Raw genomic sequence first — 26,990 nt, 5'->3', positions numbered from 1 at the left:
ATTGAAAATCAATAATGATTCGCATGCAAATAAAAAAAACCTGCCTCGCAGAAGCAGGTTTTTTTCAGGATTTATTCTGATTATCGGCTGATCACTATACGCTGAACGGTTTTCTCTTCGCCTGCCTGAACAGTAACGAAATAAATTCCGTCTGACTGTGAAGAAAGATCGACTCCGAAAGTTCCGCCTATTGTATTTCCGAGATCCTGAACTTTTACAGTTTGACCAAGTGCATCAGTCACTGTAACCACAACATTCTCCTGCTGTGCAAGTGCAAGATTCATATTGATCATTCCGTCATTCGAAGGATTCGGGAAGAAATTAACGAGACTGCTCAGCGGCACTCCATTAATTCCCAATGCAGCCATGATATTTACATCATCAATGTACATCTGGTTTTCATAATCGCAGGTGTGTTTGAATTTGATCATGGCATTTGTTTGCGCTGCATACGGAGTAAGAGAAATTGTTTCCAATCTCCATTGTGCAGCCGTTGGAACGAACAGTGTTGTGCTGTAATTCGGAGTTGCAGTGGTAAGATTTGCTCCATACTTAAAGTACAGTTGTGTCCATGTGGCACCACAATCAGTAGAGATCATTACACGAAGCGTATCCGTATAATTTGGATTGGAAGTTGGATTCGTGTACATGCGGTACGCCACCTGGAACGTCATAGTTGGATTAAGCGCCGAAGAAAGATTCAGGTTCGGCAGAACAAGTTCGTCGATCTGTCCTGCTGCATTGTAATTGAAATCATCCATGTATGCAGAAGCAACTCCTGTTTTAGCAGCAGCAGTTGTTCTTGCCCATGTTGTTCCGGCATCAGGATTATTTATTGTGCATCCTGCAGGCGGCCATGTGGCAGATTCAAATCCTTCTGCGTACGGAAGATTATTTGCTCCCGCGATCACATTGAAATTACTACTCGTCTGATCGTTCACCGTATTTCCATCTGCTCCTGCATTCGGCGCAGTGGTCCACGAAGTGAATGTATGTGTGCCGGCTGTAGTTGTCATAGAAGAAAGCGTAACGTTTGCAGTTGCATTCGTTGCAAGACTTCCGGACCAGTTGTAAGTTACCGGTGTTGCCGCATCAATCTGGTAATGGATCACTGCTGAAGTAAGTGTAGATGTTCCGAAGTTTTTGATGGTAACGGATGGTGTGAATGTCAATCCGCAAACTGTTGCTCCCGGAGAAAGTATTGCAGTTATTCCCGCGTCAAGAGGAACAGAAACAGGAGACTGGCATCCGTTTGAAGTGGTGAGTGCATTGTAAGGTGTTGTACTAAGCACAGCCAGCATTCTTGCTTTTTGCCCGGCTGTGAAAAGATTCAAACAGTTATCGTAAGAATAATCCATATAATTTTCGAACATGATTCCGGGATTTGAAGCAGAGCATGCATCAGTGTGTGGGAATGTAAAGCAGGTAGTTGTTGCATCTGCCTGGTTCGGCGTATCAGCGCACTGGTCGCTTCCTGAACATGAACCGCCGTCATCGCCCCAGATGTGATAAAGATTCAAACAGTGAGAAAATTCGTGCGTTACAGTCCGGCCGCGATCATAAGGATTTGCGATGTCGGCAAATGTTCCGTAAGAAGTATAATTACTTCCGAATGCAGAGTAAAGAATTACAACTCCCATGGTATTGCTTACAGTTCCTGTAGGGAATTCTCCGTAACCAAGAAGACCAGCTCCGAGATTGCAAACCCAGATGTTCATATAACGGGTAGGGTCCCATGCGTCGAGTCCACCGCTTGAAAAATGTTTCACATTATCATTGGTTGTCCATGATGCAGTTGTGGTAGAACGACGCTCAATTCCATTCGTTGCCGCTCCTGCCGGGGTACGCTGCGCAAGACAGAATTGAATAGTAGTATTTGCCGCCTGCGACCAATGTGTATTAACATCAGAATTGGTGCGGCCATAATCTTCATTCACTACTTGTATCTGCGACAACACCTGGTTGTCGGAAATATTCTGAACAGCGCCATTGTAAACTACGTGCACCACCACAGGAACGGTGATCGTCATTTGCGCAGAATAACTATTCGCGTTGTTCGCAAGATAAGTCTGAAGGGCCTGCTCATAAGCGTTTCGATCCTGGTCGTAATTCGGATTGGAATTTACCATTGCCTGGTAACGATCAAGATTCATCTGATCCATTTGTGCAGGAGAAACAATATCCGTATTGAAACGGATGGTTGATTTTCCACTTACATCGTTCGGATCATTTGCGTTGCGCTCTACAAGTGTTGTGGCGCTCATACCTGTCGTGTTCTTGATCTTCGGAGTCTGGGAGAATCCGTAAGTGAATGCAAGACAAAGACAGACCGCAGAAAATAAATTTTTTTTCATGCTTTTTGGTTTTTTGGACCGGTAGGATGAACCGGTTAGCCTGTTAGGAATGATTAGTTTGTTGATTGTTTGGTTGCAGGGCTGCGTTAAAATTGATAAAAAAAAAGTGAAATTCCAAATTCCTCAACGCCAATCTATTGTCTGAAAAAGGTCATGCAGCTCATTTATTTGCCAATCGTGTTGTTTATTGCTGTTTTTTGCAATTTTGTAGAATGAAAAAGCAGGTATTGATTGTTGAAGACGAAGTCAATTTGTTGAAAACAATACGGCTCAATCTCGAAATGGAGGGGTACAATGTGACGCCCGCCATTGACGGAGATAGTGCAATAAAGGTTTTCAATGATGGCAATTTCGATCTCGTCATTCTCGATGTGATGCTTCCGCTGAAAAATGGTTTCGATATTTGCAGCGAGATCCGTAAAAAAGATGCAGACGTTCCCGTTCTTTTTCTCACTGCAAAAATGGAAGGAGAAGATCGTGTGCATGGATTGAAACTCGGGGCCGATGATTACATGACCAAGCCCTTTATACTCGAAGAATTTTTATTGCGCGTGAATAATCTTCTGCGCCGCTCAGTCAGGAAAGAAATTCAGAATTTTCCGCCGCAGATAACATTCGGCGAAAATGAAATTGATTTCACCACTTTCCAATGCAAAGGCCCGAATGGAAAATTTGAATTGACAAAAAGAGAAGTGGAGTTGTTGAAATTACTCATCAGCCGTAAAGGAGAAGTGGTTTCGAGAGAAGAGATCCTTGATAATTTATGGAAGGACGATACGCAACCCACCGGCCGCGCTATCGATAATTACATTCTCAATTTCAGAAAATATTTTGAAAAGAACCCACGCGATCCACGTCACTTCTTTTCTATTCGCGGAGTAGGTTATCGTTTCATCGGTTAGCGTTTGGAGTTTTTTCTTTCGCGATAGAATCACTTTTCCGGATCGAATCTGCCCTGTGTTTTTTCTCCTGTTGGTTTCCGCCGAATTCCACGATCATCCACGTGAGCGTAAGAACAATGAGCACACCGAGCAGGATGCTTCTGTAACGGTACAAAGGAGTCCGGTAAAGCGGGTGCGTCATCTTCTGGTAATTGTGGAGCACCTTTCCGAAATCGCGATGACGTTCTATCATGTCTTCGCGCGGTTCCTTCGGATTGAGTTGAAATTTATAGTTGGCCATGTTCGTAGTTGCGCATTCAGCGCGAACCTGCTTTAATGAATACTGATTTTAATTTATCAATGATGCGATACGTTCTCACCTTCGCATTGTTCTCTGTTATTCCGAGTATTTCTCCCACTTCTGCGAATGCACGCTTTTCGAAAAACCTCAATTCGATCAGTTGCATTTCTTCTCCGGGCAATTTCGCCAGCGCACGCAGGAGCAATTTCTGATTGTCATCATTATCACTTTCTCCGCTCTCTGCGATCACTTTTCCGAGATCATTCACATCAAGACTCACTAACCGTTCACGATCTGTTTTCCGGAAAAACATATTCATCTCGTTGATCGCGATCCGGAAAAGCCATGCTGAAAATGGGACGCCCTTGAAAACATATTTCTGTAACGAGATCATTGCTTTGAGAAAAGTGTTGGATACAATATCTGCTGTTGTTTCTTCATCGCCTGTCCTCCTGTAAATGAACACGAATACCTGCTTGTAATATTTTTCATAAAGCGCACCGAATCGCGCAGGATCTTTCCTTGCGGCTTCTATCACCTCCAGTTCCGATTTCAGATCTTCTGCGGTCTTGTGATGTTCGTTCAATTTTTCCGGTGTTTTTTATTCCTAATGCAAATATGGGGGAAAAGATACAGTAAGCAGTAGGCAGTTTGTAAGCGGCAGCAGCTAAAAATCAGTGATCAGTATATCAGCGCTCATTCGTAATTCGTACCCGATGCGCCGGAAGCAACGGTTGTATCCTTTTCCCGTCCTATCGTTATAAAGTCAAATTCCAAGACATGAAAAAATTATTTCTTTTGAGTTTCATCGGAACTTTTTCCGTGAGCATGCACATGTACGCGCAGGTGAATATGCGCAATGCGCTTAAAAATCCTCCTTCAGTTACTTCACTTCAGCTTGGCGCCGATCCCAACGATGCAAAATTTCTGATGAAAGATTTTCAGAAGTTCAGCAATGTGAAAAATGTAGTGATCAGTAATGTGAATGATTCCATTACACTGGAGCAGGATATCATTGCCATTGCCGCTCTTCCCGGCGTGCATTCCATTACCATTGAGAATTGTGAAGTGAAAAATATTTCCGGTGGAATAAAAATGCTCACGAATGTAAAAGAACTGAACGTGGTGAATTGCGAAACAATGGATCCCGGAAATCTTTTCAGCAGTGTAGCAGGAATGCCCGCCATTGAAAAATTTCATTATGAAACTTCTTCGCTGCAATCCATTCCGCGTTCATTCGGCTATCTCCGCAACCTGAAGGAAGTGGAGGTGGTCAATAAAGATATTTCGCTTGCCGATGGATATGAGATCAACAATGAAGATCCTTCTTCTCTTATCGCAAGCGATAGTATTTCACTTGGATTCGGCGACAGCAAATTGCAATTGAAATATTCCAGTTACGATGAAACATTCACACACGAGCATACAGGCATCATGCGCGATATGCTGCAGGGAATGGCATTCGACGGAAATGAAATGAAACTTCCGCACCGGCCGATCGCACTGAACAAAATTCATCCGCTTGTAAAAGAACCGATACCGGGGCTGAACGTTGTGAAAAATATTTATTCCGAGAATGCGCTTACCGGCGGCACAATAGAATATCCTTCAGGAACGAAGATCATTATTCCGGAAAACGCTTTTGTGGATGCGAATGGAAATACCGTCAAAGGAGATGTGACGATTGATTACCGCGAATTCCGTGACCCGGTCGACATCATGCTCAGCGGAATTCCGATGAATTACGACAGCGCAGGAAAGAAAGGACATTTTGTAAGTGCAGGAATGTTCGAGATGAATGCAAGTGTGGACGGAAAAGAAATTTTTCTCGCGTCAGGAAAAAATGTTCAGATGCAGTTTGCTGTCGTTGATACAGCAAGGAATTTCAATTTTTACCGTCTTGATGAAAAGAACGGATGGACGTACCAGGAAAATACAGGAAGCGTGGAATCGGATAATTCTTCCAATGCACTTACGGTTCAGTTACCATCGGAAGCGGTCCAGAAATTCTGCACGAAAATGAAAGAGCTTAGTAAAAAAAGGCCGCGTCAATTCGATCCGAACGATCTCGACACACGATACAATGACCTCGACTATTATTATGACCAGCGTAAAGGAACGTATCGCGGATTTTTTAAAACAAAAACTGCGCAGCAGAATGTTTTCCGGCTTCACAAAAATTATCATCACAAGGGAACGACGTGTTTTTATCTCGAACGCATGCTTGCTCACAATAACAACAATCCCGAGTTGCGTGCATTTGCCGGCGTGAAATGGATGACCACTGATAACCTGCGGACGAAAGAAATGAAAGATCTTTTCCGCAAACGTTCCGGGATAAATGATGTGCGCATTTATGATGATGGCGACGGATTTATTCTCGAATTGAAAACACCGAAAGGTTTCAGGAAAATAAATGTGGTTCCCGTTCACCTGTTGAAGAGCGGACCGAAAGAGATCAATGAACGTTCGAAGAATTCCATGTTCCGCAGGTACACGCGCGCGCTCGATAAAAGAAAAAATTCCATGACGCATTCTATCCAGCGAATGGGAAAAAGAAATGCAGGACTCCTGAAAGAACTTTCGCAGGATTCGCTCAATGCGTGGAAGGATTGCAAACGGCTGATGAATGATTCTGAAGCAAATTTTGATTTCGCGGGATGGATGGATTATTATAAAAATGAATTTCCAAAACTCATGGGCAACAATGCAGCTTTTTATCCTTATGGAAATTATCCGAATGGCGTTGCCGATGCGCAAACACAGCAGAATGAATTAGTGTACCAGTCACTCTCCATCGCTTCATTCGGAATTTACAATTGTGATCACTGTGGCGATATTCCCGATCCGGTGAATGTGCGTACCGATTTTAAAGTGAATGATTCGGCAACGGTTGCCACTGCAAATCTTTATCTCATTGATCGCGATGTGAATTCGGCCACCAGCTTTTTTCCTGATAAAGGAGGTAAACCATTGGTGACTTACAATAAGACCGGGACAAATGTGATGGTGATCGTCGATAAAAAAGGAAAATTATTTTACGTGAATGAAAATGCATTTCTCGACGGAAAGAAAATGAATGGTAATACGCGTTATGATGCTGCATTGATCTCCGAGAAACCTGCAACGCTGGAACAACTAAGGAATATTATTTTTGGCGAAGAATGAACTGGAATCAGTTGTCAGCGGCAGTTGTCATTCGCATTTTCGCATGTCGTCCTGAGCGAAGTCGAAGGGCGCAATTCGTTCCCTTTGTGATGGAATGTGTGATGGATTTACTGAATAATAATATGCTGTGTGTTGTCTTTCTTCAGTGAATCGCCCGGTTGTGTATTCATTCCCGGAATATCGCGTTCAAATTCCAGCGTCTCGATTTTCGGATGGCCTTTTTCTATCCCTTCTAATTTAACTTTCATCGTGTTGCTCTTTTCCAGCTCGTAGGTGATCCGTTTCGGAAAATCATGTTCCTTATTCTCGAATATCGCATGATGCGCATCACTCTCGATCAATTTGAAAAGAACCGGTTCTTTACTTTTCGGAAGTGTTGCAAAATAAAACGGAACATTTTCAACGAGATCGATCTTCAGCGGCTGATGTAAAACGGTATCTCCTTCCGGAGAAATAGAACAACTGAATCCAGTGAGACTTTTTTTATCACCGCGTTCCCAGTTCTCATGAAACACAAGTCCATTCACATCAGTGCCCGACCATTTTCCCACCATCCAGTCCAGGTCATCCATATTTCCGTGATCGGAGCAGGATTCTACCGCTAAAGAGACTATTAAGAAGATGAAAAGTTTCTTCACGCAGCTAAGGTAATGCATAATGAATAATGCATAATGGATATTGAATCACAAGGGCAAACCATTTTCATTATACATTTTCATTATGCATTATGCATTACTTCGTGAACTTCGCCAACACATCTTTCACCGCATCTTTATGAATAGTGAAAGTCATCATTTTTAATTTCACATAATCTTCGTGATAATAATAGTAACCCGGATTCTGCGGATTATTTCTTGCACTGCTTCCGCTGTCTTTGATCAGGAACCAGGTTCCATTTGTTTTTTCACAATAACCAATAAGATGAATTCCATGATCATCTGTTGTACTTCCATTGGAGAAACGGAGTTGCCGCGCATTTTCGTCAATGTATTCGTGCGGACAATCATAAGAAGGAACCATCGCCACACCCAGCGAAGGATTCATTCCTGATTCGGAAACATCACCGCCGAGCGCCATGCTGTAACCGTTCTTCACACCTGTTTTAATTATTTCCATCCACGTGTCGAGCGGAACATTATAATAATCGGTAGAATGCCACCAGTTGTCCGGAACATTATATTCTGCCTTTGTCCAATAAGGCGATTGCATGAGCGACATGAATTCGCAATAATCATCCGGATTTAATTTGCATACATCGCTCAGGTATGCCTGCGGCGACATTGTTTTTCCATTTATAGTTACAGCAGCCGGGGGTTCACCCATTTGAAAATTCATTATAGATTTCACCGTAGCCACTGCTTCATCTTCATTCCACGCTCCACTTGTTTTCAGATTTTGTAAATAAGTATTCAGTTCATCATACAATTTCTGGTGATCGTAAAACGGCTGGTTGGGTTTCATGCCGGTGAAGGCGTCATTCGGAACAATTCCATACTGTTTCATCATGCGCGTTACTGCATTTGATTCTGATCCTTCGCCGAAAGCAGAAGTTCCGCGCGTGCGGATAAATTCTTTTGTCTTCTCCACGTATTCCCAATACACAACATAAGATTCCGAAAGACGGATGTCTTGTTTTGAAATGCGATTGATCTCTGCTTCATAAAATGAAAGCGTAGAAAAACACCAGCACGTGTTGGATGCGCCCTGGGAAACGGATGGATTTGCAAATACAGTTTTGAATTCGCTCATCGATTTCGGAATATCCACATTGGTATAATCCATCATGAAACGTTTGTCCTGCTCTTCCGGTTTGGAATTGTAGTCATTCAGTTTCTGTTTGATCTGCGCGAAAAAAGGATTCGAATAAGGTTTCATCGAACCTTTATCATGCCGGTCTTTTTGCGCGTATGCGTTCGCGCACATAAGCACGAGCAGGAGAGAAAAAATCTTTTTCATACTTTTTTTTTAGAGTTGCGAAAATACGGGATGAAATCCTGAGTTGGAAAAATAATTCGGCAAATTGCAGGAACTCCGGTATAGCCGGAGAATTTCAGGCGATGAAAAAAGGTTAATGTCCGCCCATTGTATCGCTTAACGAATTTCCCTGGATCTTACTCTGCAACTCGCTAATGAGCGTTCCTTCAAAAGAGTGTATCTCCGATTTCAGTCCCGCAAGATTTGCAAGTGCAGCAGTCGGCGCCTGGCGGAATTCTTTTTCTTCCCAGGTTTTGTAATGATTGAAAGGATCCTTGCTGTTGTCATTATCAAGGTCGAGCCACATTTTTGCATTAATATTGTTCGAAGGATCGGCAAGCAAGCACATGTTGTCACGGTATTTTTCAATATTGATTTTCAACTGCGTGGCTCTGCCGCTCTCAATAAAAAATTCTCTGGCAATGCCCATGTTCAGGATACTCGCCTGCGCATCATGCAATGTATCATGGAATTCTTCCTGCATTGTTTTTATTTTTTTTATGATCTCTTCTGTTGCCGATTTCAGCTCGTCGAGTTTTGCGCGTATCTTCCGGTCCACTGCATTATCCCCGAGCTCAGCGTATGCTGCCTTGTAACTTTCATCGTTGGAATTATCATTCAGCGAATCCATCATCTGGTCAATGGAAGTGGTGGCCTGCCCGATCTTGTCGCCGAATTTTTTCCCGGCTTTCATCACGTTCACAATGAGCAATGCAAGAAGTCCGGCGAAAATAAGTCCGCACGTGATCCAGATGATCGCACGGTTATTTTTTTTCGGCGGCGGATTGAATGGCGGCTGGTAGGGATTATTATAATTGTAATTATAATTTCCAAAACCACCTTGTTGATCCTGGTTCATATAGTTATTTTATTATTTGTGGTAACTTATCGAGAGCGCTCCCTTCGAATTCCCTTACTTCCGATTCCATTTGTTTCAGAAAATATTGCGCGTCCCAAACGGTCGCATTGAAATTCGATTCATCCCATTTGGTATTGTAACCGTAATAATCGCTGTCATCCATCGGGAGTGATTCACGCAGTGTCGCAGCATCACTCATGTGAAGAGCCGCCATCATCACGATCACACGCGCACGATAGGCAACCATCCGGTCTTTCAGTGTTGAAGCGCGATCCTGGTCGATGAAAAATTTTTTTGCCGCATCCGATTGGGCATAATAAGCAAGGTTGGATTCATAATCCGTGAAATCGCGGTAATCACTGCGAATGTAATTTGCCATTTCATCCGACTGCTGCTTGAGTTCATCCAGTGCGTTGATGATCTCTGTTTCGTTGGAATGTCCTGCTGCTTGTGTTTTTACCATATCATATTGCAATTCATTCATCGATTCCTGGAGATCGGCAGATGAATTATCATAGTCAGTGGCAGCAGGTGCGGTTGTTATTGCATTCATTATTGCATTAAGTGAATCAGCCATACGGATAGAATCGGCCACCATGTCAAGATCGCGGTTGTGGAATGATTGTCTTCGCTCGACATGGGAGCGCTGAATCGTATGAATGAAAGTAAATAATGCAGCAGCCATCAGGATCGATGAAACAATATTAGCAGCTAAGATGAGTCCCTTGAATTTCTGCTGTGGAGGCGGCAATGGATTGATGAAAGGATTAGGTTGATTCATTTCTTCGGAAATTGTTTTGCAAGACTGTCGGTGCAATTCTGCCCGTACATCTCATCATTGTTCAGATTTTGTTCAGGAAGATAGAAAATATTTCCTCCCGAATTTTTTATCGAGTCAAGTCCGTTGCAATTTTTGTAGAAAAGAAAGTGTTTATCGCCAGTGCCGGCCATTTCATAATAATGCGTTTGAATTTCATTGTACCACCATCCGGCAATGATAAAAGACTTTTCATTTCCGCTTTTCATGGCGGAGATCACCTCGTCACAGAATTTCATTTTATTGATGCGCTTCGAACGTTCGGCCAAAGCAGGGCCATTCAATGGATCAAAAAATAATTCCTGTCCCGATATTTTCAATTTAAAAGCTAATGAAGAATAATTTGCTCCGCGAATGGAATCGGTGAGATTGATGCCGAAAAGAAAAGGAGAGAGGATGAACAGAAAAGTGAAAATTCGAAATTGTTTTTTGTTGAGCAGCAAGGCAAAAATGATGATGAGAAAAGGAATCACGGGAAGGAGATAACCCGATTTCTGCGGCAAACGTAAATAGGAAATGATAAGCAGGACGATGATCGTGACAGAAGCGAACAACAATCTTTCGGAGGAGAACAGGGTGACGCCGTGAATATTTCTTTTGCGGAGATTTTTCATCGCCGGGAAAAGAAATATTAAAATGGAAATTATTCCGAGTGATCCGAAAACGCCGAAGCTCATTTTGAAAAACACTTTCGCCATGCCCGGATACGGAAACTGGTCGCTGTAATTGAAAAAAGAAAATCCGTAAATGCGGTAAGCCGGAATGTAAAATAAAATGCCGGTGATGATGGCGGGAATAGTTACAAGCAGAATGTTTTTCATCCAGAATTTCAGATCGAGTTTGCTGAAAAGTAAAATAGCCCACGGCACAATAAAAATTCCCGAAGTGATGCGGCAACCGATTGCCAGGCCGATCATGATCCCGCACAGGATATTTTTTCCGCTGAGCAGAAAATAAAATGAAGCCATCACGAAAGCCAGCGACCACGCAAAATCTATTGTGTATGTTCCTGCAATGAAAAAACAAGGTGCGAATGAAAATGCAAGTGATGCGGCGAATGAATAAGGCAACTGCATTTTGCGTGCTGCTTTGTAAAAAAATAAAACTGCTGCCACGCTCATGAGCGCGCTCATGCTGTTGTACAGCCATGCGGGCGCATGATACGCGAGCACGTAAGCATACTCCTGCAACGGGTGCCCGGGGAAACGCGAAGCCATGTAATGCCCGCACTGTTTCATCTGGAAAGCATTCACCACGAGTCCCCACGAATCTTCTTCCGCACCGAAACCATCGAAGAGAAAAGGAAGGCGGGTGAGGAGCGTGATCGCCGCGAGAAATAGAAGAAGGGAAGATGGTTTGGGAGATTTCATTCTTGCGTATAGAAGAATTTACTGAACCGCATAATAATCCTGCAACTCCCAGGTCTCTCCATTGAACATTTCCCTTCTGATCACCCCGATATTTTTTGCGTAGTATTCTGTTTTGATCCAGTTGTTCTCAACAGAAGAATTATTCGAATACATAATTACATCATGATAAATAATTCCTGTTCGGCTGAATTGCAGCGAATCAAAATGCTGAATAGAAATTCCCGGGTTCTGAAAAGTAGTATCAATAGGAAAATAAAATCTTTCCGAATTTCCATAACCATTTCCCCAATGATAAGTTTCACTCAGCAGCGAAGTATTATGTACATCGCCGGTTGCAATTGCATTATAGTTATGTGTTCCGAATGAATCGGCGATCGAAGCAATGTTCATCGTAAAAGTTCCGAAACGCGTTTCATCGTGCGTCGTCGATTGTTCATCAAATGAAGTGACGTACATGCTGTCTCTCCTGCCTGATCGCATTTCGCGAAACGTCCACCATGTTCCGGTTTTGAATGCGCAATAAGATTTGAAGGAATCGCTGATTGGAAATGTAACGTGGCCCGGTTTGTGACAACCTGCAAATAATAATACTATTAATAAGAAGAATGAATTATTTTTTTTCATTAAACGAAGTTAGGAGTTATGGGTTATGAGTTTCGCGTTTTGAATAATGAGTTATTAAGAATCCGGATGAATAATTAACAGCTAAAACCTCATTTAATTAAAGTAGTTGTCCCTGGAAATATCAAATCTCATAACCCAAGACTCCTCTGTCTCAACACTTCGAACAAAACAACTCCCGTAGCCACCGAAACATTCAGCGAAGAAATTTTTCCGTGCATTGGAATTTTAATTTTCACATTGGAACGTTTTAAATATTCTCCTGAAATTCCGTCTTCTTCCGAACCCATAATAATTGCCAGCGGGCCGGTGAGATCTGTTTCGAAATAATTTGTACTTCCTTTTTCAGTGCAACTTGCGATCCTCAATCCGGAATTATTTAAATACTCAATTGCATCTTTCAGATTTTCTTCCCTGCAAACAGGAATGATGTTTAAAGCGCCGGCCGAAGTTTTTACGGCATCGCCATTCACCTGTGCAGCCCCGCGCGAGGGGATTACGATCGCATGTACGCCCGCGCACTCTGCACTGCGCGCGATGGCGCCGAAGTTGCGCACGTCTGTAATTCGGTCGAGCACGAGTACGAGCGGAGTTTCTCCTTTTTCAAAGATCTGCGGAAGAATATTATCGAGTTTGTAAAATTCTACGGAAGTAATGAATGCGGCAACGCCCTGGTGATTTTTTCCGGGAGCAATACGCTGGAATTTTCCTTCCGGAACAAATTGCCAAATGATCCCGTATTGACGCGCAATTTTTCTCACCTCGATGATCAACTCATTATTCAGATCAGATTGAATGTAGAGCCGGTCAATTTCTTTTCCTGCTTCAATCGCTTCGATCACAGCACGCGCACCGTAAATTAAATTGGAAGTGTCAACCGGTTGTTTGTCTCTGTAGTAGCTCATTTCATATTGAATACGTGTCCTTGTCTCCAGGAGTCAACGGCGGAGATCCATGCCGATTTAAAAACTTCATTACGCTCGAGTTCGAAATCGCAATTGGAAAAAGTATTCGTGGTGGAATGATCGAAAACAAAAGTGAGATTTCCCATTCCTGTTTCATTTCCATACAACCATGTTTCTGTTCCTGAAGTGCGGTAAACATTTCCCGGCGGGCCAAAGATAAGATAGATCATTCCGCGATCCGATTTCCATCCTTCGCGCTCAACGGTGAAAAGATCATTCGCAGCGCCCACACGATTATAAAAATTCCGGATCACTTCGCGCGCACGTTCTTCACTTCCTGTGCAGTTGAGCCAGAATTCATCCACCGCTTTTTTTGTATTGACCGCCGTATCCATTTTCATGTATTCATCGCGCATGGTTAAGTATCGCAATGGATAAAGCAATTCCTTTGCTACCGTTACTTCCGGAAAACCGGAATTAAAAACTGAAATAGTATAACCGTTATTTGTTTCCGGTTGCGCAGAAAAAAAATAAAAACCTTCTTTTGAAAAAGTGAATTTGCATTCGCCAACATTGTCAACCGTCCATGAACTGTCGGGCTGAAAAATAAAATTCTGTTTCTGGTACGAGTAGGGCGGGAGAGCAGGCCCTGTAGCATTCGCATAATGACGCACGTAAATTTTTGGCGTATTCCTGTTGTAGTAATGAAGATCATACGACGAACCTTTCGTAGCCCACGAATGAAAAAGCGGCGCTTCCTGCTCTGGCAGGGCGAGGTAAAAATTATTCGAAGAATTTTTATCGCTGTGATCGAGATAAAGAATATCGTAAGCAGTTGTTGCTTTATTCAGATCTCGGAAATTCACTTCAACGAAAAAATTATCTTTTGCATACACATCCATGTCCACACCTTCCATCAGAATTTTATCATCATTTCCTCCGCCGACATCGCTCATCACTACACTTCCGCTGTCCACTACCGCTTTCGGATAAAGGAGCGGATGCACTTCGTAGCTGATGAGAATGTGCGCCGTGTAATTGATGTCATTGAGATTTTTAGTGTACAACAGATCTTTTGACGGCACACTGAAATACATTCTCGTTAAACTGTCGGAAACGTTATAGAGAACATAGGAAGGGCGAAAAACTTTTTTCGGCTGATAGAAATCGGCGTAGTTCTGTTTGGTAGCAGAGGTAGAAGGATAATGACAGGATGTTGCGCCCGGAAAAAATATTATCACCGCAAACAATGCAGGAGACAGGAGAGAAAAATATTTTTTCAGAAAATTCATTTTTCTTCGGTGCCGTTTTCTTCTTCTCCCGAACGTTCCAGCAATTTCGGATCGATGTTCTTCGAAACTTTTAATCCGAGTTTTTTCAGGTCTTCGATTTTCTTAATTACATTCCCCGGCCCGACAGAAAGTTTTTTCATTGCGTCTTCATAATAAATTTTACCCTCATCCATTTTCTTTCCTAATGCGATCAGGTCGCTTGTGAAACCAACGAACTTCTCATACATTTTTGATGCTTCGTCTGCGATCTTAAGCACATTTTTATTGGCGTTTTCCTGCCTCCAGAAATTTGCAACGGTCCGGAGCGTCGCCAATAAAGTAGTTGGAGAAACGATCACAATATTTTTATCGAATGCGAAATTGAAAAGATCGCGATCGTTCTGTAAAGCAGCAGCAAAAGCCGGTTCAACGGGCATGAATAACAAAACAAAATCAATGGTATTTACTCCATAAAGTTTTTGATAATTCTTTTCTCCGAGGTCTTTGATGTGTTTGCGAATGGAAGCAATATGAGCTTTGATGGCAAGTTCTTTCTCTTCCTGGTTGTCAGAAGATGAAAACCGTTCGTATGCAACCAATGATAATTTTGAATCAATGATCAGATTTTTTTCGCCGGGAAGATCTACAATCACATCAGGAATAAATTTTGTTCCATCTTCTGCCGCCAATGAAACCTGCGTGCGGAATTGCTCGCCTTTGATCAATCCTGATTTTTCCAGTACGCTCTCGAGGATCATTTCTCCCCATGTTCCTGCCGTTTTGTTTTTATCGCCTGTCAATGCACGGGTGAGGTTCTTCGCTTCTTCACTCATCAGCAGATTTGTTTTCTGCAATTCAAGAACCTGAGATTTTAAGGAAGCCCGCTCTTTAGATTCGTCCACATAAACATCGTTCACTTTCTTTTCAAAGTCTTTTATTTTTTCTCCGAGTGGTTTCAGAATATCGTCGATCTGCGTTTTATTCTGCTCGGTGAATTTTTTCGATTTCTCCTCGAAAATCTTATTGGCAAGGTTCTCGAATTCTTTGGAGAATTTTACCTGAATTTCTTCCAGTTCTTTTTTCTGTTCTGCCAAACGCTGTTCTGTATTTTTCAATTCCGATTCTTTCCGTGCAAGAAGATCGGTGAGTGAATTGACGGAAGATCTTTCTTTTTTCAGTTCTTCTTCTTTGCGCGCACGCTCCTCGCGCAGGTCCGCCTCATAGCGCTCGCGAAGCTCCTTGTGACTTTTTACTTCGGCTTTAAGTGCTGAATTTTCACGATCAAGTTCGGAGGTATTGAAATTAGTACCGGAATTATTTTTTCCACGGAAAAAAAGCCAGCAACCTGCAGCGCCAATCAAAATTCCAATAAGGAGAAACAAAATATCAATCATGAGTCAAAGTTAATTAATCATTCCCCACAGCAATATCCTGGTTACAGGCAACATTGCTAAACAGACCGGACAACAAACGGGCGGCAAATCTTCGACAGACAATTTCTCGGTAACTGGACATAGTTGACAGAAAAACAAAAGGTCGACCCTTCAGAGATTTTTATTTGATTTTTGCCGACACACAATTTTTTGTCATAGTTTTTGAGCCCACGCTTCCTTTAGCACATTTGTAGGTTAGTTTTTAAAATGCATGGGAAAAATTACACATTTAAAAAACTTGGTTCGCACCACCTGCAAAAGGGCTAAAGTCCACCGCACAATCAAAAATATACACCAATAAATTTACTCTCCCGCTTGTTAACGAAATTGTTAATAATTATTTTTTGACTGTAAATACTCTTTTATTAATTTTGGACAGTAAATGTCAAGTCAAATCATTTCAAATTGAAAAAGATCGCAGAAATAATAAGAGAGCTAAGAGGGCAGAACGGACTATTACTCCGACAAGTTGCTTCTGAAATTGAAATTGATCAGGCACTCCTAAGCAAAATTGAGCGAGGTGAACGAATGCCAACAAAAGATCAGGTTATTCGTTTAGCAAAATTTTATAAGGTTGACGAGAAGGATTTCCTTATTGCATTTCTGAGCGACAAATTGGTTTACGAGTTACAGGACGAAGAAATGGCTGTAAAAGCAATGCAGGTAGCAGAAAAGAAAATCAATTACATTACTAAAAAGAAAAATGGCAAATAAAAAACTCATAGAACAATTAGCGAATGAGTTGCCGAGCCATTATGCAGACCGGCTTGGTGTTAATTATGCCAAATCGGTAAATCAGGAACATAAAAAAACAAACGGACAGTTTTTTACTCCAGTTGAAATTGCCGGACTAATGGGGACATTTACAGAAAATAGCGCTGACATTATTCGCATCCTTGATCCGGGTTGTGGAACAGCAATCCTCACTTGTGCTTTACTTGAAAGACTTGCCGACAAAAACAAAAATTTAGAAAAAGTTGACTTGGTTGTTTACGAGACCGACTATGAACTTATTCCTTATACCAAACAATCACTCGACTATTTGCAAAAGTGGCTGGAACAGCAAAAAATCAGTTTCCACTATTCTCTTCATACAAATGATTTTATTTTAGAAAATGCGGACATCCTTACTGATAATGGAAATTTATTTTCCACAACCATAGAGCCGTTTGATATAATTATTTCTAATCCTCCCTACTTTAAACTTCCCATTGGCGATACAAGAGCCATAGCAGCAAAAGCAGTTGTAAATGGCCATCCGAATATCTATGCCATTTTTATGGCAATTGCGGCACGACTTTTAAAAGAAAACGGAGAACTGATTTTTATTACTCCACGCAGTTATGCATCGGGAAGTTATTTTAAATTATTTAGGGAATATTTCTTTAAAATTATTGAAATAGACAACGTGCATTTATTCGTTTCCCGCAAAGACACTTTTAACAGGGATAAAGTGTTACAGGAAACTGTTATTATAAAAGGGACACGAAAACTAAAAACAAATCCGAATCCGAATCATAATGTTGTTGTTTCTTCTTCACAGGGACTGAAAGATATCGCAACACCTGAAACAAAATCATTTAAACAAATAGAACTGATTGACTTATCCTCCAATGAAAAGATCCTTTATTTGCCGACAAGTGATTTTGATGAATCGATCCTAACGGTTTTCAAAAATTGGAATGGCAATCTGAATAAATATAATATTCAAATATCCACCGGCCCAGTTGTGGCATTCAGAAGCAGAGAATATATTCAGGAGAATTATGAAAACGGAACTGTATTCCTCGCTCCTCTTTTTTGGCTGCACAACGTAAAGCAAATGATACTTGAATGGCCTATTTTAAAGTCGGAAAAAGGACAATATGTGAGAATAGAAAATGAATCAAAAGTTATTCTGATTCCTAATAAAAATTACATATTGCTCAGACGCTTCAGTACCAAAGACGACAAGAGCAGGTTAATCGCAGCTCCTTACTTCTGCAATTTTATTAAATCCGATTATATCGGTGTTGAGAACAAGGTAAATTACATTTATCGCCCCAAAGGACATTTGGATAGAAATGAAGTTGTTGGATTATGCGCTTTGCTCAACAGTGATCTTTTTGATTCTTATTTCAGAATTTTTAATGGGAACGTAAATGTAAGCGCGACTGAACTTAGAGAAATTCCTTTACCAGAACTTGAAACCATAAAAGAAATCGGGAACAACATTATTCTTTCAAATGATTTTTCTGTTGAAAACACAAACAAAATAGTAATTGAACAATTGGAACTCTCAACAAGCCTATATGAGTAAATTAGACGAAGCAAAAAAAATTTTAAAAGAACTTGGTCTGCCAACAGCGCAGCAAAATGATACTTCAGCATACACGCTTTTGGCTTTGTGCGGTGTTAAACCAAGAGACAAATGGATCAAAGCAACAAGAACAAGTCAGAAGGTTTCAAAAGGAATTATGGCTTTTGTGCACGAAGTATACGGAAAAGAATATGCTCCCAATTCCCGTGAAACTTTTCGCAGACAAGTATTACATCAATTTGTTCAAGCGAGAATTGCAGATTACAATCCTGATAATCCTAAACTGCCTGTAAATAGTCCAAATGCTCACTATGCATTGACACAAGGTGCATTAGATGCAATCCAAACTTTTGGAACGAAAGATTGGAAAAAAGCAGTTGATAAATTCATATTAGAAGAAGGTGATCTATCTAAAAAGTATAAAAAGGAGCGGAAGCAGATTTTAATTCCGGTTAAACTCAGCAATGGTAAAACTTTAAAATTATCATCTGGAAAACACAATGAAGTTCAAGCAGCCATAGTTCACAATTTTGCTGCGCGTTTTGCTAATGGAGGTTCTGTTTTATATCTGGGCGACACCGCTAAAAAAGATTTATATGTTGACGAAAAAATGCTGAAAGAATTAGGTATTCCAGTAAATCAGCATAGTAAACTTCCCGATGTTATTATTTATGACCACACGAAAAATTGGTTATTTTTAATTGAAGCGGTTACTTCTCATGGCCCTGTTTCGCCGAAACGAGTTGTTGAACTCGAAGAGTTTTTAAAAAATTGCAAAGCAGGGAAAATCTATGTGACAGCATTTCCTGATTTCGCTGAATTCAAAAAACACTCAAATAGCATTGCTTGGGAAACAGAAGTATGGTTGGCAGATGTGCCCGAACATATGATTCACTTTAACGGTGACAGATTTATGGGGCCGAGATAAAATATAAAGGGCATCTCTAATAACTTCGAACTGCTGCGTTGGGCTACGTCCTCAAAATCCTCATTTACGAATAGTAAATTTCGGTTTTTCGGGCTTGCCCGCCTTGCATTCCTGTGTTTTTAGAGATGCCCTAAATATTATGTGGCCAATATTACCAGGAGCAGGATTAGTAGCATTAATTGCAAAAGCGTTTTCAGAGGATTCAAAAGAAACGTCAAGAAGAAGTGCTGCTAAAAGTACAAGACCAAAGATATTTATAACCGTGCATGTCTAACTAAGAACCAGAAACTAAAACATTCCCACAAATCCAACATGAACTTTTCCGTCGCGGAATTTTATTCCCTGGTTGAACTGGTCGCCGAGTGCGTAGGTCATGGTAAAAATTCCCGCTTTGGTTTCGAAGAAAACTCCGGTGCCAAATCCGAATGGTGTGTCGGTTACAAAAGATGTTTTAAGGTTGTTCTCGTACCAGCAACCATCGGCAAAAAGGAAGAAGGCAGAATTTTCTTCGAGGAGAAAACGGTATTCTGCGGTGACGATCGCGTAACTGCTCGCGTAAATAGATTCTTCGTCGAAGCCGCGCAATGTTCTTAGTCCGCCTATGCGGTACAATTCGTTTTTAAAAACGCCGCCGTTGTTGTAGATCGTTGCCGACTGTAATGAAGTGCGGATAGTGGAACGTTTTCCGAATGGCCAGAATTTTTCGGCATCGAACGCTGCGGAATATTGTGTTGTCTTAAGATCGATGTTGTCATAAATAACAGGATTCAGTTTTGCATTCCGGTGAATGACACGATCGCCGGCGTCGGCAGTTGCAGTAATCACATAACCTTTCCGCGGATTGAAACGATAATCGAGTTGCTCGCGGTGAAAAGTCAATCCGTAAGTGGTCGCAGAAATATCGGCATACTGCGGAAGCGTTGTGAGATTTTCCATTCCCGCAGTGGAAATGAGATTTGAATTCCGTTGTTTTACAAATGCAGTTAAACTTGTTCCTGCGCTGAAAAGATATTGCAAACCGAAATTCTGGTTCACGTCGATGTACGTAGTATCGCGCCGGTAAAGTTTGATGGTGTAATCAATTCCAACCGGCGTGCGGAAGAGATAAGGATAATTCACATGCGCTTTCAGATCCTGCGTTTGTTCCTGCAATCTTCTCCAGTTGATGTCGATCACTTCTCCATGAGTGAAACTATTCTGCAGGCGCAGGCGCGCATCACCCGTGAAAAGAATTTTTCCGGTACGGCTGTCGGGAAGAAATCCAACCACGCCATCGAATTGGCCCGAAGGTTTTTTATCGAGATACAAAGTGAGCTTCGTGTATTTTTCCGTGAATAGAATCGTGTAGGGCTTCGTACTTTTTGCAAACGGAAGTTCTTTTATTCTTTTGGTTATTGCATCCACTTTATTTTCATCGTAAGGATCGCCGGGAGAAATTCCGATGTAATTGAAGAGATACGATCTCGAAAGTTTCAATGAACCAACGACGACAACGCTGTCGATTTTTGTAAAACGGTTTTTCTGTAAATGAAGCTGAGCGTTCAGCGAACGATCATTCACAAAAAAACAACTATCGAGTTTCACAGAAGCAAACGGATAACCGTGATCGTCGCACCAGTTGAGAATTCCGTTTTCGATCTTCGCCACATCTTTATATTTCAATGGTTTGTTTCGGTATAATTTTTCGCGGTAACCGATATCGCTGAGAATTCCTTCATCTACATTTCCTTTCGAGAGCGAAGCCCAGGAATATTTTTCACCGGCAAACAAATAGGCGGTTATCGAAAGCGAATCGTTCAGCAAACTATCGTAACGCGCTTCGAGGTACGATTCATTCCAAAGTGTGGCAAGTACATTGTGCATTTCATTCTCGCGGGAAATTTTATCGGGAAAATCTTTTTTATAATCGATGTGTTTTAAAACGTTTTCATTTCCAATCTCAATAATCTTCAGCGAATAATTTCCCTGTCCATGAACGCTGAAAGGGAAAAAAATCACGAAGAATAAATAGAATTGAAAACGCATTTTCAGATCGGTCGTGGTCAATTGTCATTAGCCATTAGTAAGTAGTCATTAGTGCCTGGTGAAAATATTTAAACAAGGCAACAATGACTATTGACTTATTTGTAAACCTTCGGACAACTTTCTCCACCGGGAGAGAACTTTATACCAACGCGCAATTCCCAGCAATGTTGTTTGATCGTAAGATTCGAATCTTTATAAGAATGTAAAACATCGGGCACCCACCACGCTTCGGTAATTAAAGCAACGGGGCCGAACGCAACGAATTCCACACCAACTCCTGCAGCGGGACAAACATGAATTTTAGAAAAAGATTGCGGGCTGCTGAAAACATATTCGAGGCGCGGGCCGACTTTTGCGTATGGAATAATAGAAACCAATTCCTGCCGGATCATCAGGTAATTATTCCACGCGATATATTGGTTCTGCTCGGTGAGTGTAGTTGAGCCGCCACTCGAACCGGGAATGGATTTCCATTTTGCGCCTTTCACATTGTATTGAAGTTCGGTCACCCAGCGATAAGTAGGATTGTCGAAAAATTCTGCGAACACTTCTCCGTTATAACGTAATAAATATTTTGATTTGTCTTTAGCTGCAGGATCAACCCATTTCCATTTTTGTCTTCCTAAAGTTCCGCCGGCCATAATTCCCCAGCCCTGGAAAAACTGTGCTTGTATTATTGCCGGTAATGAAAGCAGGAATAAAATGGAGAGGAAGCGTTTCATAGAATAAAGATAGGGGTATAGTACGAAATACGAAAAGGGTACTAAAAGTTACGAAATACGAAAAGGGTTCTGAAAGTTGCCAAATACGAAATATAGAACGCGTTCGGGATTTCGTATTTCGTACTATGCAGAAACAGCTTCCACTCCCTGTGCAATTTTCTTCACTAATCCCTGTAAAACTTTTCCCGGGCCTACTTCCACAAAATTTGTTGCTCCATCCGCAAACATATTCTGAATGGTTTGTGTCCAGCGAACAGGAGCGGTCAATTGCGCAATGAGATTCTTTTTTATTTCTTCAGGATCCGTGACCGCTTTTGCATTTACATTCTGGTAAACGGGACAGATCGGCGTATTGAAATTTGTTGCGTTGATGGCGGCTTCGAGCTCCACACGTGCAGGTTCCATTAACGGAGAATGAAATGCGCCGCCCACCGGAAGAACGAGTGCACGTTTCGCGCCGGCGGCTTTCAATAATTCACACGCCTTATTTACGCCGCTTACCGTTCCTGAAATTACAAGTTGTCCCGGGCAATTATAATTCGCAGCAACCACAATATCATTTTCAACTGAAGAGCAAATGGTTTCCACTTTCGCATCTTCCATTCCGAGAACGGCCGCCATAGTAGAAGGTTTTGCTTCGCATGCTTTCTGCATCGCGAGCGCACGCTTGTACACGAGTGTGAGTGCGTCTTCGAACGAAAGAGTTTTATTGGCGACGAGCGAAGAAAATTCTCCGAGCGAATGTCCGGCTACCATGTCGGGTTTAAAATCGGCGAGTGTTGCAGCAAGCGAAACAGAATGAAGAAAGATCGCGGGCTGAGTAACTTTTGTTTGTTTCAATTCTTCATCGGTTCCGCCGAACATAATATCGGTGATGCGGAAACCAAGAATGGAATTTGCTTTTTCGAGCAGATCTTTTGAGATCGAATTATTTTCATAAAGATCTTTTGCCATCCCGGAAAACTGGGAACCCTGGCCGGGAAAGATGTATGCTTTTTTCATAGAGGAGGATTACAGATATACAGATTACGGATTGACGAATTTACGAATATGATTCTTTTACGACTTCGAAAATAAATAAACAAAAACCGAACAGTGAACTATTATTTCTTTTTGGAAATTCTTTCAAAATCGGTAAACCACCTGTACTTCATGTGCACTTTCCCGATCGTGCGTATGCGCAGGAGCGCAGCGTGTACGGGAAAACAAATGGGAAAAGCGGCCATGAAAATGCGTGTGCTGTAAGAAACTTCCGGGTGATCTTTCGTATTGAAAACTCCGACGATCTCATTGCGGTTCGTGGCAAGAAAGCAAACGATGAATGTGAAAAAAAATGAAAGTACCCAGCATAAAACGCGTGTTTGAAAATAATAGTTGACGAGAATGGAAAATATTATTCCAAGAGGCAACAGCAGAAAAATAATCCAATTGCGATTGAGCGAAAAACGGGCGGCGAGCGAAAGCAATGCGGCAGCGAAGTAAGTTATGCTCACTGAAATGAAAGGATAGATGAGAAATTTTCCGTCGCCGAGAAATGCAAGCAACGAAAGAAAAAATGCGGAAACAAGACAGAGGAGTGTGAAAAATGCAGCGAGCCAGGTTGTTTTAGGAACATGGAATTTAAAATGCCACAGAATCAATATCCAGAAGCAGGAAAGAATTCCGGCAATGATGACGGAAGAAGGAAAATATTGCGATTCATAAAAGAACCGGTGAAAAAAAGACAGCTTATCGAATAGCAGCATTAATACGGCACCGGAGAAAAGGGCAACTGCCACGAGGAAAAAAACATGAATGAAAAAAGTCCGTTCTTCTACAGGAGGTTTTTCCGAATGAGCCACCTCATTCCAGAAATCACGATTCAGTTTTTTGTGATCCGGGTTTTTCTGCATGTTGTTAACGTTGGATTCAGAAAGATTCTAAATGTAATCAGAGCCAACCTGTCCGCAATACTGCACTGGTTCACGGAGGCGGGGACGCGAAGCCGAATAGAAATGAACAAAGCGAGGCATTGCTGGTTAAATTATTCTCTCACAAACCGGAAAAATTGTTTGTTGCCATCATTACTCAAAACGGTTCCGGAATAAATTCCCGGCGACAATTCCGCAGTTTCTATGGCGATCTCTTTTCCGGTAAAAAAAGTTTCAAATACTTTTTTCCCATTCACATCAAAGATCATGATCGTATGTTCTTTTGCATCATCCATTCGAATGGAAATATGATCCGTGCACGGAACCGGAAAGACATCCAGGGAAGAAATTATTTCATTTTCATTTATTCCCACATTGAACCCGCTGTAGAGCAACATCACCATATCTTTCTGCGCGTTGGCGGCCCCGGTGGAGAATCCTGCGACATAAATATTATTTCCTGAGATCTGCATAGCTGAAGCTCCGTCACTTTTTCCGAAAGCATCGTAAGTGGAAGTAAGCATTTGATTTCCGGCAGGGTCGTATTGTAACACAACCAGGTCGTTGTTCTTCACCAGCAACGTTCCATTCTGAATTTGCGCAGCAACGTAAACATTCCCGGTTGAATTATCTATGACAACATCAACCGCATTATCATCGTCACCGGCAGCGCCGGCAACAGTCTTCACCCATTGTTGTACACCATTCCCATTGTACTTTATGGAGATAGCATCATAGTTGGCAAATAATGATGCAGTGTCCACATCGGTTTGCCCGGCAAGAAAAATATTTCCGGAATTATCGAATGCAATCGCGGCGGGTGCATCATTCCCATTTCCCGTTCCGTTGTACGTTGTCATCCACAATCCATTTCCGGCCGCATCAAAATACCAGACGCCCATATCATCATTCAGCGAAATATTTTTCATTTTTACAGCAACGGCAATATCACCAACAGAATTGAAAGCAAGATCAACGGCATTATCATTTCCATACGCAGAAGGATAATTGTAAGCGAAAACCTGTGTTCCTGCATTGGTGTATTCGACGATGAAAGCATTATCATCAAGAGCGCTGATGCCAACTTTTCCAACGACCACAATATTTCCCGACGGTGCAATTCCAATTGCAGATGGTTTGTCGCCGGTATTTCCCGGTCCGTTGTAACGAATTGCCCATTGTTGCGTTCCACCCGAATTGTATTTTATGGTAACGATATCATAATTAGAAACAGTGGTTGCGTTGCCATCACTTTCTCCGGTGACAAAAATTTCTCCCGAAGAATTTACAACAACACCGGTTCCTTTGTCATTCTGATTCGTGGTGAGAAAATTATATTTCGTGGTCCACATCATGACTCCTGCCGAAGAATATTTCGCTGTGCAAATGGCGTAACCTGTGATCGTATCTTTTGTGTAACCGGTGATGATCACATTGCCCGATGCATCCACTGCAACACCGGTTGCTTCGTCATCAAGATTCAAAGAGCCATTGATAGTTGCCGACCAGAGTGTAGTTCCGGCAGGACTTACTTTCACCACGCACATGTCGCGCTTGTTGTACGCGCTGTACGTGTACCCGCACATGTACGAATTTCCATTGGCGTCAACCGTCATTGCATTCGTCACATCATTATGATCGCCGGTTCCGTTGTAATCTTTCGACCACGCAAGCACACCGGTTGAATTGTATTTTATTCTCCGGATATCTCTGCCGGTAATATTCGCAGTGGCATTCGCAGCAACAATTACATTCGTTGATGCATCGAGTGTAAGTGCAGCGCCCGCATCGGGATTTGTAACATTTCCACTGGTGTGTTGCCAGCGGAGATTTCCGGAGTTGTCGAATGAGAGTGTGATAATATCATTGTCAATGATCAATACATTCGCATTCATGTCAACTTTTCCGGTGAGATAAATATTTCCCGACGCATCAGCCACTACATCGCCCGCATCATCATCACCATTGCCGGGGCCATTGAATTGAGCGGTCCATTGCTGATTTCCTGTCGCATCAAATTCTACAGAGAGAATATCGTAGGATGGAGTGAGCGGAGTAACATCTACGCGTCCGGCGACAATAATATTTCCGGCATTGTCGTGCGTAACGGAAGAGGGATAATCATTTCCACCGGCATAATCAAACCAGCTTTGCCATTGTTCAATACCGGATGAGTTGTATTCCAGCACAACATAATCGTAATCTGATCCGTTATCAGCATTACCCGTAACAAAAATATTACCGGCGGCATCCTGGTCCATTTTTACTGCATGATCATTTCCATTCAATCCGTCAAAAATTGCCGTCCACACCACTGTGCCGGTTGTGGAATAACATTTTGTTACAAAATCATCATCGAAATTTGCGCAGCGCCCGGTGACCACCGCATTTCCATTCGACTGCATTACCACATCCACCGCGCGATCTGTTCCATTAGCAAGCCCGTTGTAGCGCACTGCGTACGACTGCACGCCCGCGGGAGAATAACGGATGGTAATGTAATCGTCATTGGTAATTAGTGTGGAATCATTATCGCTTTGCCCGGTGATCACTACGTTGCCGCCGGCATCAACCGCCACCGCATTTGCAATATCATTTTCATTCGCAAGATAATTGTAAGTCCTTGTCCAGAGTGAATCGCCGAGTAGATCGAGTTTGACAAGAAACATATCGGAACCCTGCCCGTTTGATTCTGTGAATCCGCAAGCGTAAACAAAACCATTCGCATCGTAAGCAATATCAAAAGCTTCATCGTGCGTATGATTGGTTCCATCATAAGTCCATGTCCAGAGCGTATCGCCATTCACATTGATCTTCATCACGAGAAAATCTTTCTGATTATTGGAACGCGTGCTGTACCCGGCGAGATAATAATTTCCGGAACCATCTTTAGTCATCGCATTCACCCGGTCGGCGTAATCGCCCGCACCATCGAAACGGTCCACCCATTGCGGACTGACTTGTGCGTGGATAAAAAAAGGAAGCAGCGTTAAGAAGAGAACAAATTTTTTCATGCGAAAGTATTGGTAGAAGAAGTTGTAAGGACAATGTTAATCAAAAGCCAAATTAGTAAAAGGGTGACTGGAATAAAAGAAAATTTCTGAAAAAAAAACCACCCTGCAGAGGATGGTTCTTCTTTAGAAAAATATTTT

General features: G+C 42.0%; 22 protein-coding genes. 5 read left to right on the top strand and 17 right to left on the bottom strand.

What is annotated here, in order from left to right; all coding sequences use genetic code 11:
* Positions 1–80: 80 nt before the first annotated feature.
* Positions 81–2,354 carry a T9SS type A sorting domain-containing protein gene (locus HY064_15675; GenBank protein ID MBI3512097.1) on the bottom strand — a complete coding sequence of 758 codons (2,274 nt, stop codon included), beginning with the start codon at positions 2,352–2,354 and terminating at the stop codon, positions 81–83.
* Between the two features lie 212 nt (positions 2,355–2,566).
* On the opposite strand from HY064_15675, the gene HY064_15670 reads away from it, so the two are divergent.
* Positions 2,567–3,256 carry a response regulator transcription factor gene (locus HY064_15670; protein MBI3512096.1) on the top strand — a complete coding sequence of 230 codons (690 nt, stop codon included), beginning with the start codon at positions 2,567–2,569 and terminating at the stop codon, positions 3,254–3,256.
* On the opposite strand, the gene HY064_15665 is transcribed toward HY064_15670, so the two are convergent.
* Both HY064_15665 and HY064_15660 read right to left on the bottom strand, forming a co-directional pair.
* Positions 3,246–3,536, bottom strand: coding sequence for a hypothetical protein (locus HY064_15665; GenBank protein ID MBI3512095.1), 291 nt, complete (start codon positions 3,534–3,536; stop codon positions 3,246–3,248). The genes HY064_15670 and HY064_15665 overlap by 11 nt on opposite strands.
* 16 nt (positions 3,537–3,552) lie before the next feature.
* Positions 3,553–4,122 (bottom strand): sigma-70 family RNA polymerase sigma factor, encoded by a 570-nt coding sequence (locus HY064_15660; protein MBI3512094.1) that lies wholly within the window; start codon positions 4,120–4,122, stop codon positions 3,553–3,555.
* Positions 4,123–4,316: 194 nt separating this feature from the next.
* Between HY064_15660 and HY064_15655 the strand changes: the two genes are divergently transcribed.
* Positions 4,317–6,704 carry a hypothetical protein gene (locus tag HY064_15655; protein MBI3512093.1) on the top strand — a complete coding sequence of 796 codons (2,388 nt, stop codon included), beginning with the start codon at positions 4,317–4,319 and terminating at the stop codon, positions 6,702–6,704.
* Positions 6,705–6,811: 107 nt separating this feature from the next.
* Here HY064_15655 and HY064_15650 read toward each other — a convergent pair whose 3' ends face one another.
* From HY064_15650 to rmuC, 9 genes are all read right to left on the bottom strand, one after another.
* Positions 6,812–7,342 carry a hypothetical protein gene (locus HY064_15650; protein ID MBI3512092.1) on the bottom strand — a complete coding sequence of 177 codons (531 nt, stop codon included), beginning with the start codon at positions 7,340–7,342 and terminating at the stop codon, positions 6,812–6,814.
* Positions 7,343–7,436: 94 nt separating this feature from the next.
* Positions 7,437–8,660, bottom strand: coding sequence for a peptidase C1 (locus HY064_15645; protein ID MBI3512091.1), 1,224 nt, complete (start codon positions 8,658–8,660; stop codon positions 7,437–7,439).
* A gap of 112 nt (positions 8,661–8,772) precedes the next feature.
* Positions 8,773–9,537 (bottom strand): hypothetical protein, encoded by a 765-nt coding sequence (locus HY064_15640; protein MBI3512090.1) that lies wholly within the window; start codon positions 9,535–9,537, stop codon positions 8,773–8,775.
* 4 nt (positions 9,538–9,541) lie between these two features.
* Entirely contained in the window at positions 9,542–10,318 is a 777-nt protein-coding gene (locus HY064_15635) for a hypothetical protein (GenBank protein ID MBI3512089.1), read from the bottom strand.
* Positions 10,315–11,724, bottom strand: a complete 1,410-nt coding sequence (locus HY064_15630; GenBank protein ID MBI3512088.1) for a hypothetical protein — start codon at positions 11,722–11,724, stop codon at positions 10,315–10,317. The genes HY064_15635 and HY064_15630 overlap by 4 nt, the downstream gene beginning before the upstream one ends.
* Before the next feature lie 18 nt (positions 11,725–11,742).
* Positions 11,743–12,348: a hypothetical protein gene (locus HY064_15625; GenBank protein ID MBI3512087.1), complete on the bottom strand. Its 606-nt coding sequence runs from the start codon at positions 12,346–12,348 to the stop codon at positions 11,743–11,745.
* Positions 12,349–12,476: 128 nt separating this feature from the next.
* Positions 12,477–13,250, bottom strand: a complete 774-nt coding sequence (rlmB, locus tag HY064_15620) for a 23S rRNA (guanosine(2251)-2'-O)-methyltransferase RlmB (GenBank protein ID MBI3512086.1) — start codon at positions 13,248–13,250, stop codon at positions 12,477–12,479.
* Positions 13,247–14,542: a GWxTD domain-containing protein gene (locus tag HY064_15615; protein ID MBI3512085.1), complete on the bottom strand. Its 1,296-nt coding sequence runs from the start codon at positions 14,540–14,542 to the stop codon at positions 13,247–13,249. Before HY064_15615 ends, rlmB begins: the two co-directional genes overlap by 4 nt.
* Positions 14,539–15,915, bottom strand: a complete 1,377-nt coding sequence (gene rmuC / locus HY064_15610; protein ID MBI3512084.1) for a DNA recombination protein RmuC — start codon at positions 15,913–15,915, stop codon at positions 14,539–14,541. The genes HY064_15615 and rmuC overlap by 4 nt, the downstream gene beginning before the upstream one ends.
* Positions 15,916–16,359: 444 nt before the next feature.
* On the opposite strand from rmuC, the gene HY064_15605 reads away from it, so the two are divergent.
* The 3 genes from HY064_15605 to HY064_15595 are packed head-to-tail and all read left to right on the top strand — an operon-like array spanning position 16,360 to position 19,181.
* Positions 16,360–16,668, top strand: coding sequence for a helix-turn-helix transcriptional regulator (locus HY064_15605; protein ID MBI3512083.1), 309 nt, complete (start codon positions 16,360–16,362; stop codon positions 16,666–16,668).
* Positions 16,658–18,253, top strand: coding sequence for an Eco57I restriction-modification methylase domain-containing protein (locus HY064_15600; GenBank protein MBI3512082.1), 1,596 nt, complete (start codon positions 16,658–16,660; stop codon positions 18,251–18,253). The genes HY064_15605 and HY064_15600 overlap by 11 nt, the downstream gene beginning before the upstream one ends.
* The gene (locus tag HY064_15595; GenBank protein ID MBI3512081.1) at positions 18,246–19,181 is read left to right on the top strand and encodes a restriction endonuclease; all 936 of its coding nucleotides are present in this window, start codon (positions 18,246–18,248) and stop codon (positions 19,179–19,181) included. Before HY064_15600 ends, HY064_15595 begins: the two co-directional genes overlap by 8 nt.
* Positions 19,182–19,469: 288 nt before the next feature.
* Here HY064_15595 and HY064_15590 read toward each other — a convergent pair whose 3' ends face one another.
* The 5 genes from HY064_15590 to HY064_15570 form a co-directional block, all read right to left on the bottom strand.
* Positions 19,470–21,206 carry a hypothetical protein gene (locus tag HY064_15590; GenBank protein MBI3512080.1) on the bottom strand — a complete coding sequence of 579 codons (1,737 nt, stop codon included), beginning with the start codon at positions 21,204–21,206 and terminating at the stop codon, positions 19,470–19,472.
* A 95-nt stretch (positions 21,207–21,301) separates the two neighbouring features.
* Positions 21,302–21,928, bottom strand: a complete 627-nt coding sequence (locus tag HY064_15585) for a hypothetical protein (GenBank protein MBI3512079.1) — start codon at positions 21,926–21,928, stop codon at positions 21,302–21,304.
* Positions 21,929–22,051: 123 nt separating this feature from the next.
* Positions 22,052–22,930 (bottom strand): ACP S-malonyltransferase, encoded by an 879-nt coding sequence (fabD, locus tag HY064_15580; GenBank protein MBI3512078.1) that lies wholly within the window; start codon positions 22,928–22,930, stop codon positions 22,052–22,054.
* 101 nt (positions 22,931–23,031) lie between these two features.
* On the bottom strand, positions 23,032–23,820 hold the full coding sequence (locus HY064_15575; protein ID MBI3512077.1) for a US12 family protein: 789 nt from the start codon (positions 23,818–23,820) through the stop codon (positions 23,032–23,034).
* A 131-nt stretch (positions 23,821–23,951) separates the two neighbouring features.
* The gene (locus HY064_15570; protein MBI3512076.1) at positions 23,952–26,852 is read right to left on the bottom strand and encodes a hypothetical protein; all 2,901 of its coding nucleotides are present in this window, start codon (positions 26,850–26,852) and stop codon (positions 23,952–23,954) included.
* Between the last annotated feature and the right edge of the window lie 138 nt (positions 26,853–26,990).

The sequence above is a fragment of the Bacteroidota bacterium genome, from assembly GCA_016194975.1.
Lineage (GTDB): Bacteria > Bacteroidota > Bacteroidia > Palsa-965 > Palsa-965.
This window is presented reverse-complemented; position numbering and strand designations above follow the sequence as displayed.

Coding starts and splice junctions, on each gene's coding strand:
- HY064_15675 (MBI3512097.1), bottom strand. CDS start 2,354: ATGAAAAAAAATTTATTTTCTGCGGTCTGTCTTTGTCTTGCATTCACT.
- HY064_15670 (MBI3512096.1), top strand. CDS start 2,567: ATGAAAAAGCAGGTATTGATTGTTGAAGACGAAGTCAATTTGTTGAAA.
- HY064_15665 (MBI3512095.1), bottom strand. CDS start 3,536: ATGGCCAACTATAAATTTCAACTCAATCCGAAGGAACCGCGCGAAGAC.
- HY064_15655 (MBI3512093.1), top strand. CDS start 4,317: ATGAAAAAATTATTTCTTTTGAGTTTCATCGGAACTTTTTCCGTGAGC.
- HY064_15645 (MBI3512091.1), bottom strand. CDS start 8,660: ATGAAAAAGATTTTTTCTCTCCTGCTCGTGCTTATGTGCGCGAACGCA.
- HY064_15640 (MBI3512090.1), bottom strand. CDS start 9,537: ATGAACCAGGATCAACAAGGTGGTTTTGGAAATTATAATTACAATTAT.
- HY064_15635 (MBI3512089.1), bottom strand. CDS start 10,318: ATGAATCAACCTAATCCTTTCATCAATCCATTGCCGCCTCCACAGCAG.
- HY064_15630 (MBI3512088.1), bottom strand. CDS start 11,724: ATGAAATCTCCCAAACCATCTTCCCTTCTTCTATTTCTCGCGGCGATC.
- HY064_15625 (MBI3512087.1), bottom strand. CDS start 12,348: ATGAAAAAAAATAATTCATTCTTCTTATTAATAGTATTATTATTTGCA.
- rlmB (MBI3512086.1), bottom strand. CDS start 13,250: ATGAGCTACTACAGAGACAAACAACCGGTTGACACTTCCAATTTAATT.
- HY064_15615 (MBI3512085.1), bottom strand. CDS start 14,542: ATGAATTTTCTGAAAAAATATTTTTCTCTCCTGTCTCCTGCATTGTTT.
- rmuC (MBI3512084.1), bottom strand. CDS start 15,915: ATGATTGATATTTTGTTTCTCCTTATTGGAATTTTGATTGGCGCTGCA.
- HY064_15600 (MBI3512082.1), top strand. CDS start 16,658: ATGGCAAATAAAAAACTCATAGAACAATTAGCGAATGAGTTGCCGAGC.
- HY064_15595 (MBI3512081.1), top strand. CDS start 18,246: ATGAGTAAATTAGACGAAGCAAAAAAAATTTTAAAAGAACTTGGTCTG.
- HY064_15590 (MBI3512080.1), bottom strand. CDS start 21,206: ATGCGTTTTCAATTCTATTTATTCTTCGTGATTTTTTTCCCTTTCAGC.
- HY064_15585 (MBI3512079.1), bottom strand. CDS start 21,928: ATGAAACGCTTCCTCTCCATTTTATTCCTGCTTTCATTACCGGCAATA.
- fabD (MBI3512078.1), bottom strand. CDS start 22,930: ATGAAAAAAGCATACATCTTTCCCGGCCAGGGTTCCCAGTTTTCCGGG.
- HY064_15575 (MBI3512077.1), bottom strand. CDS start 23,820: ATGCAGAAAAACCCGGATCACAAAAAACTGAATCGTGATTTCTGGAAT.
- HY064_15570 (MBI3512076.1), bottom strand. CDS start 26,852: ATGAAAAAATTTGTTCTCTTCTTAACGCTGCTTCCTTTTTTTATCCAC.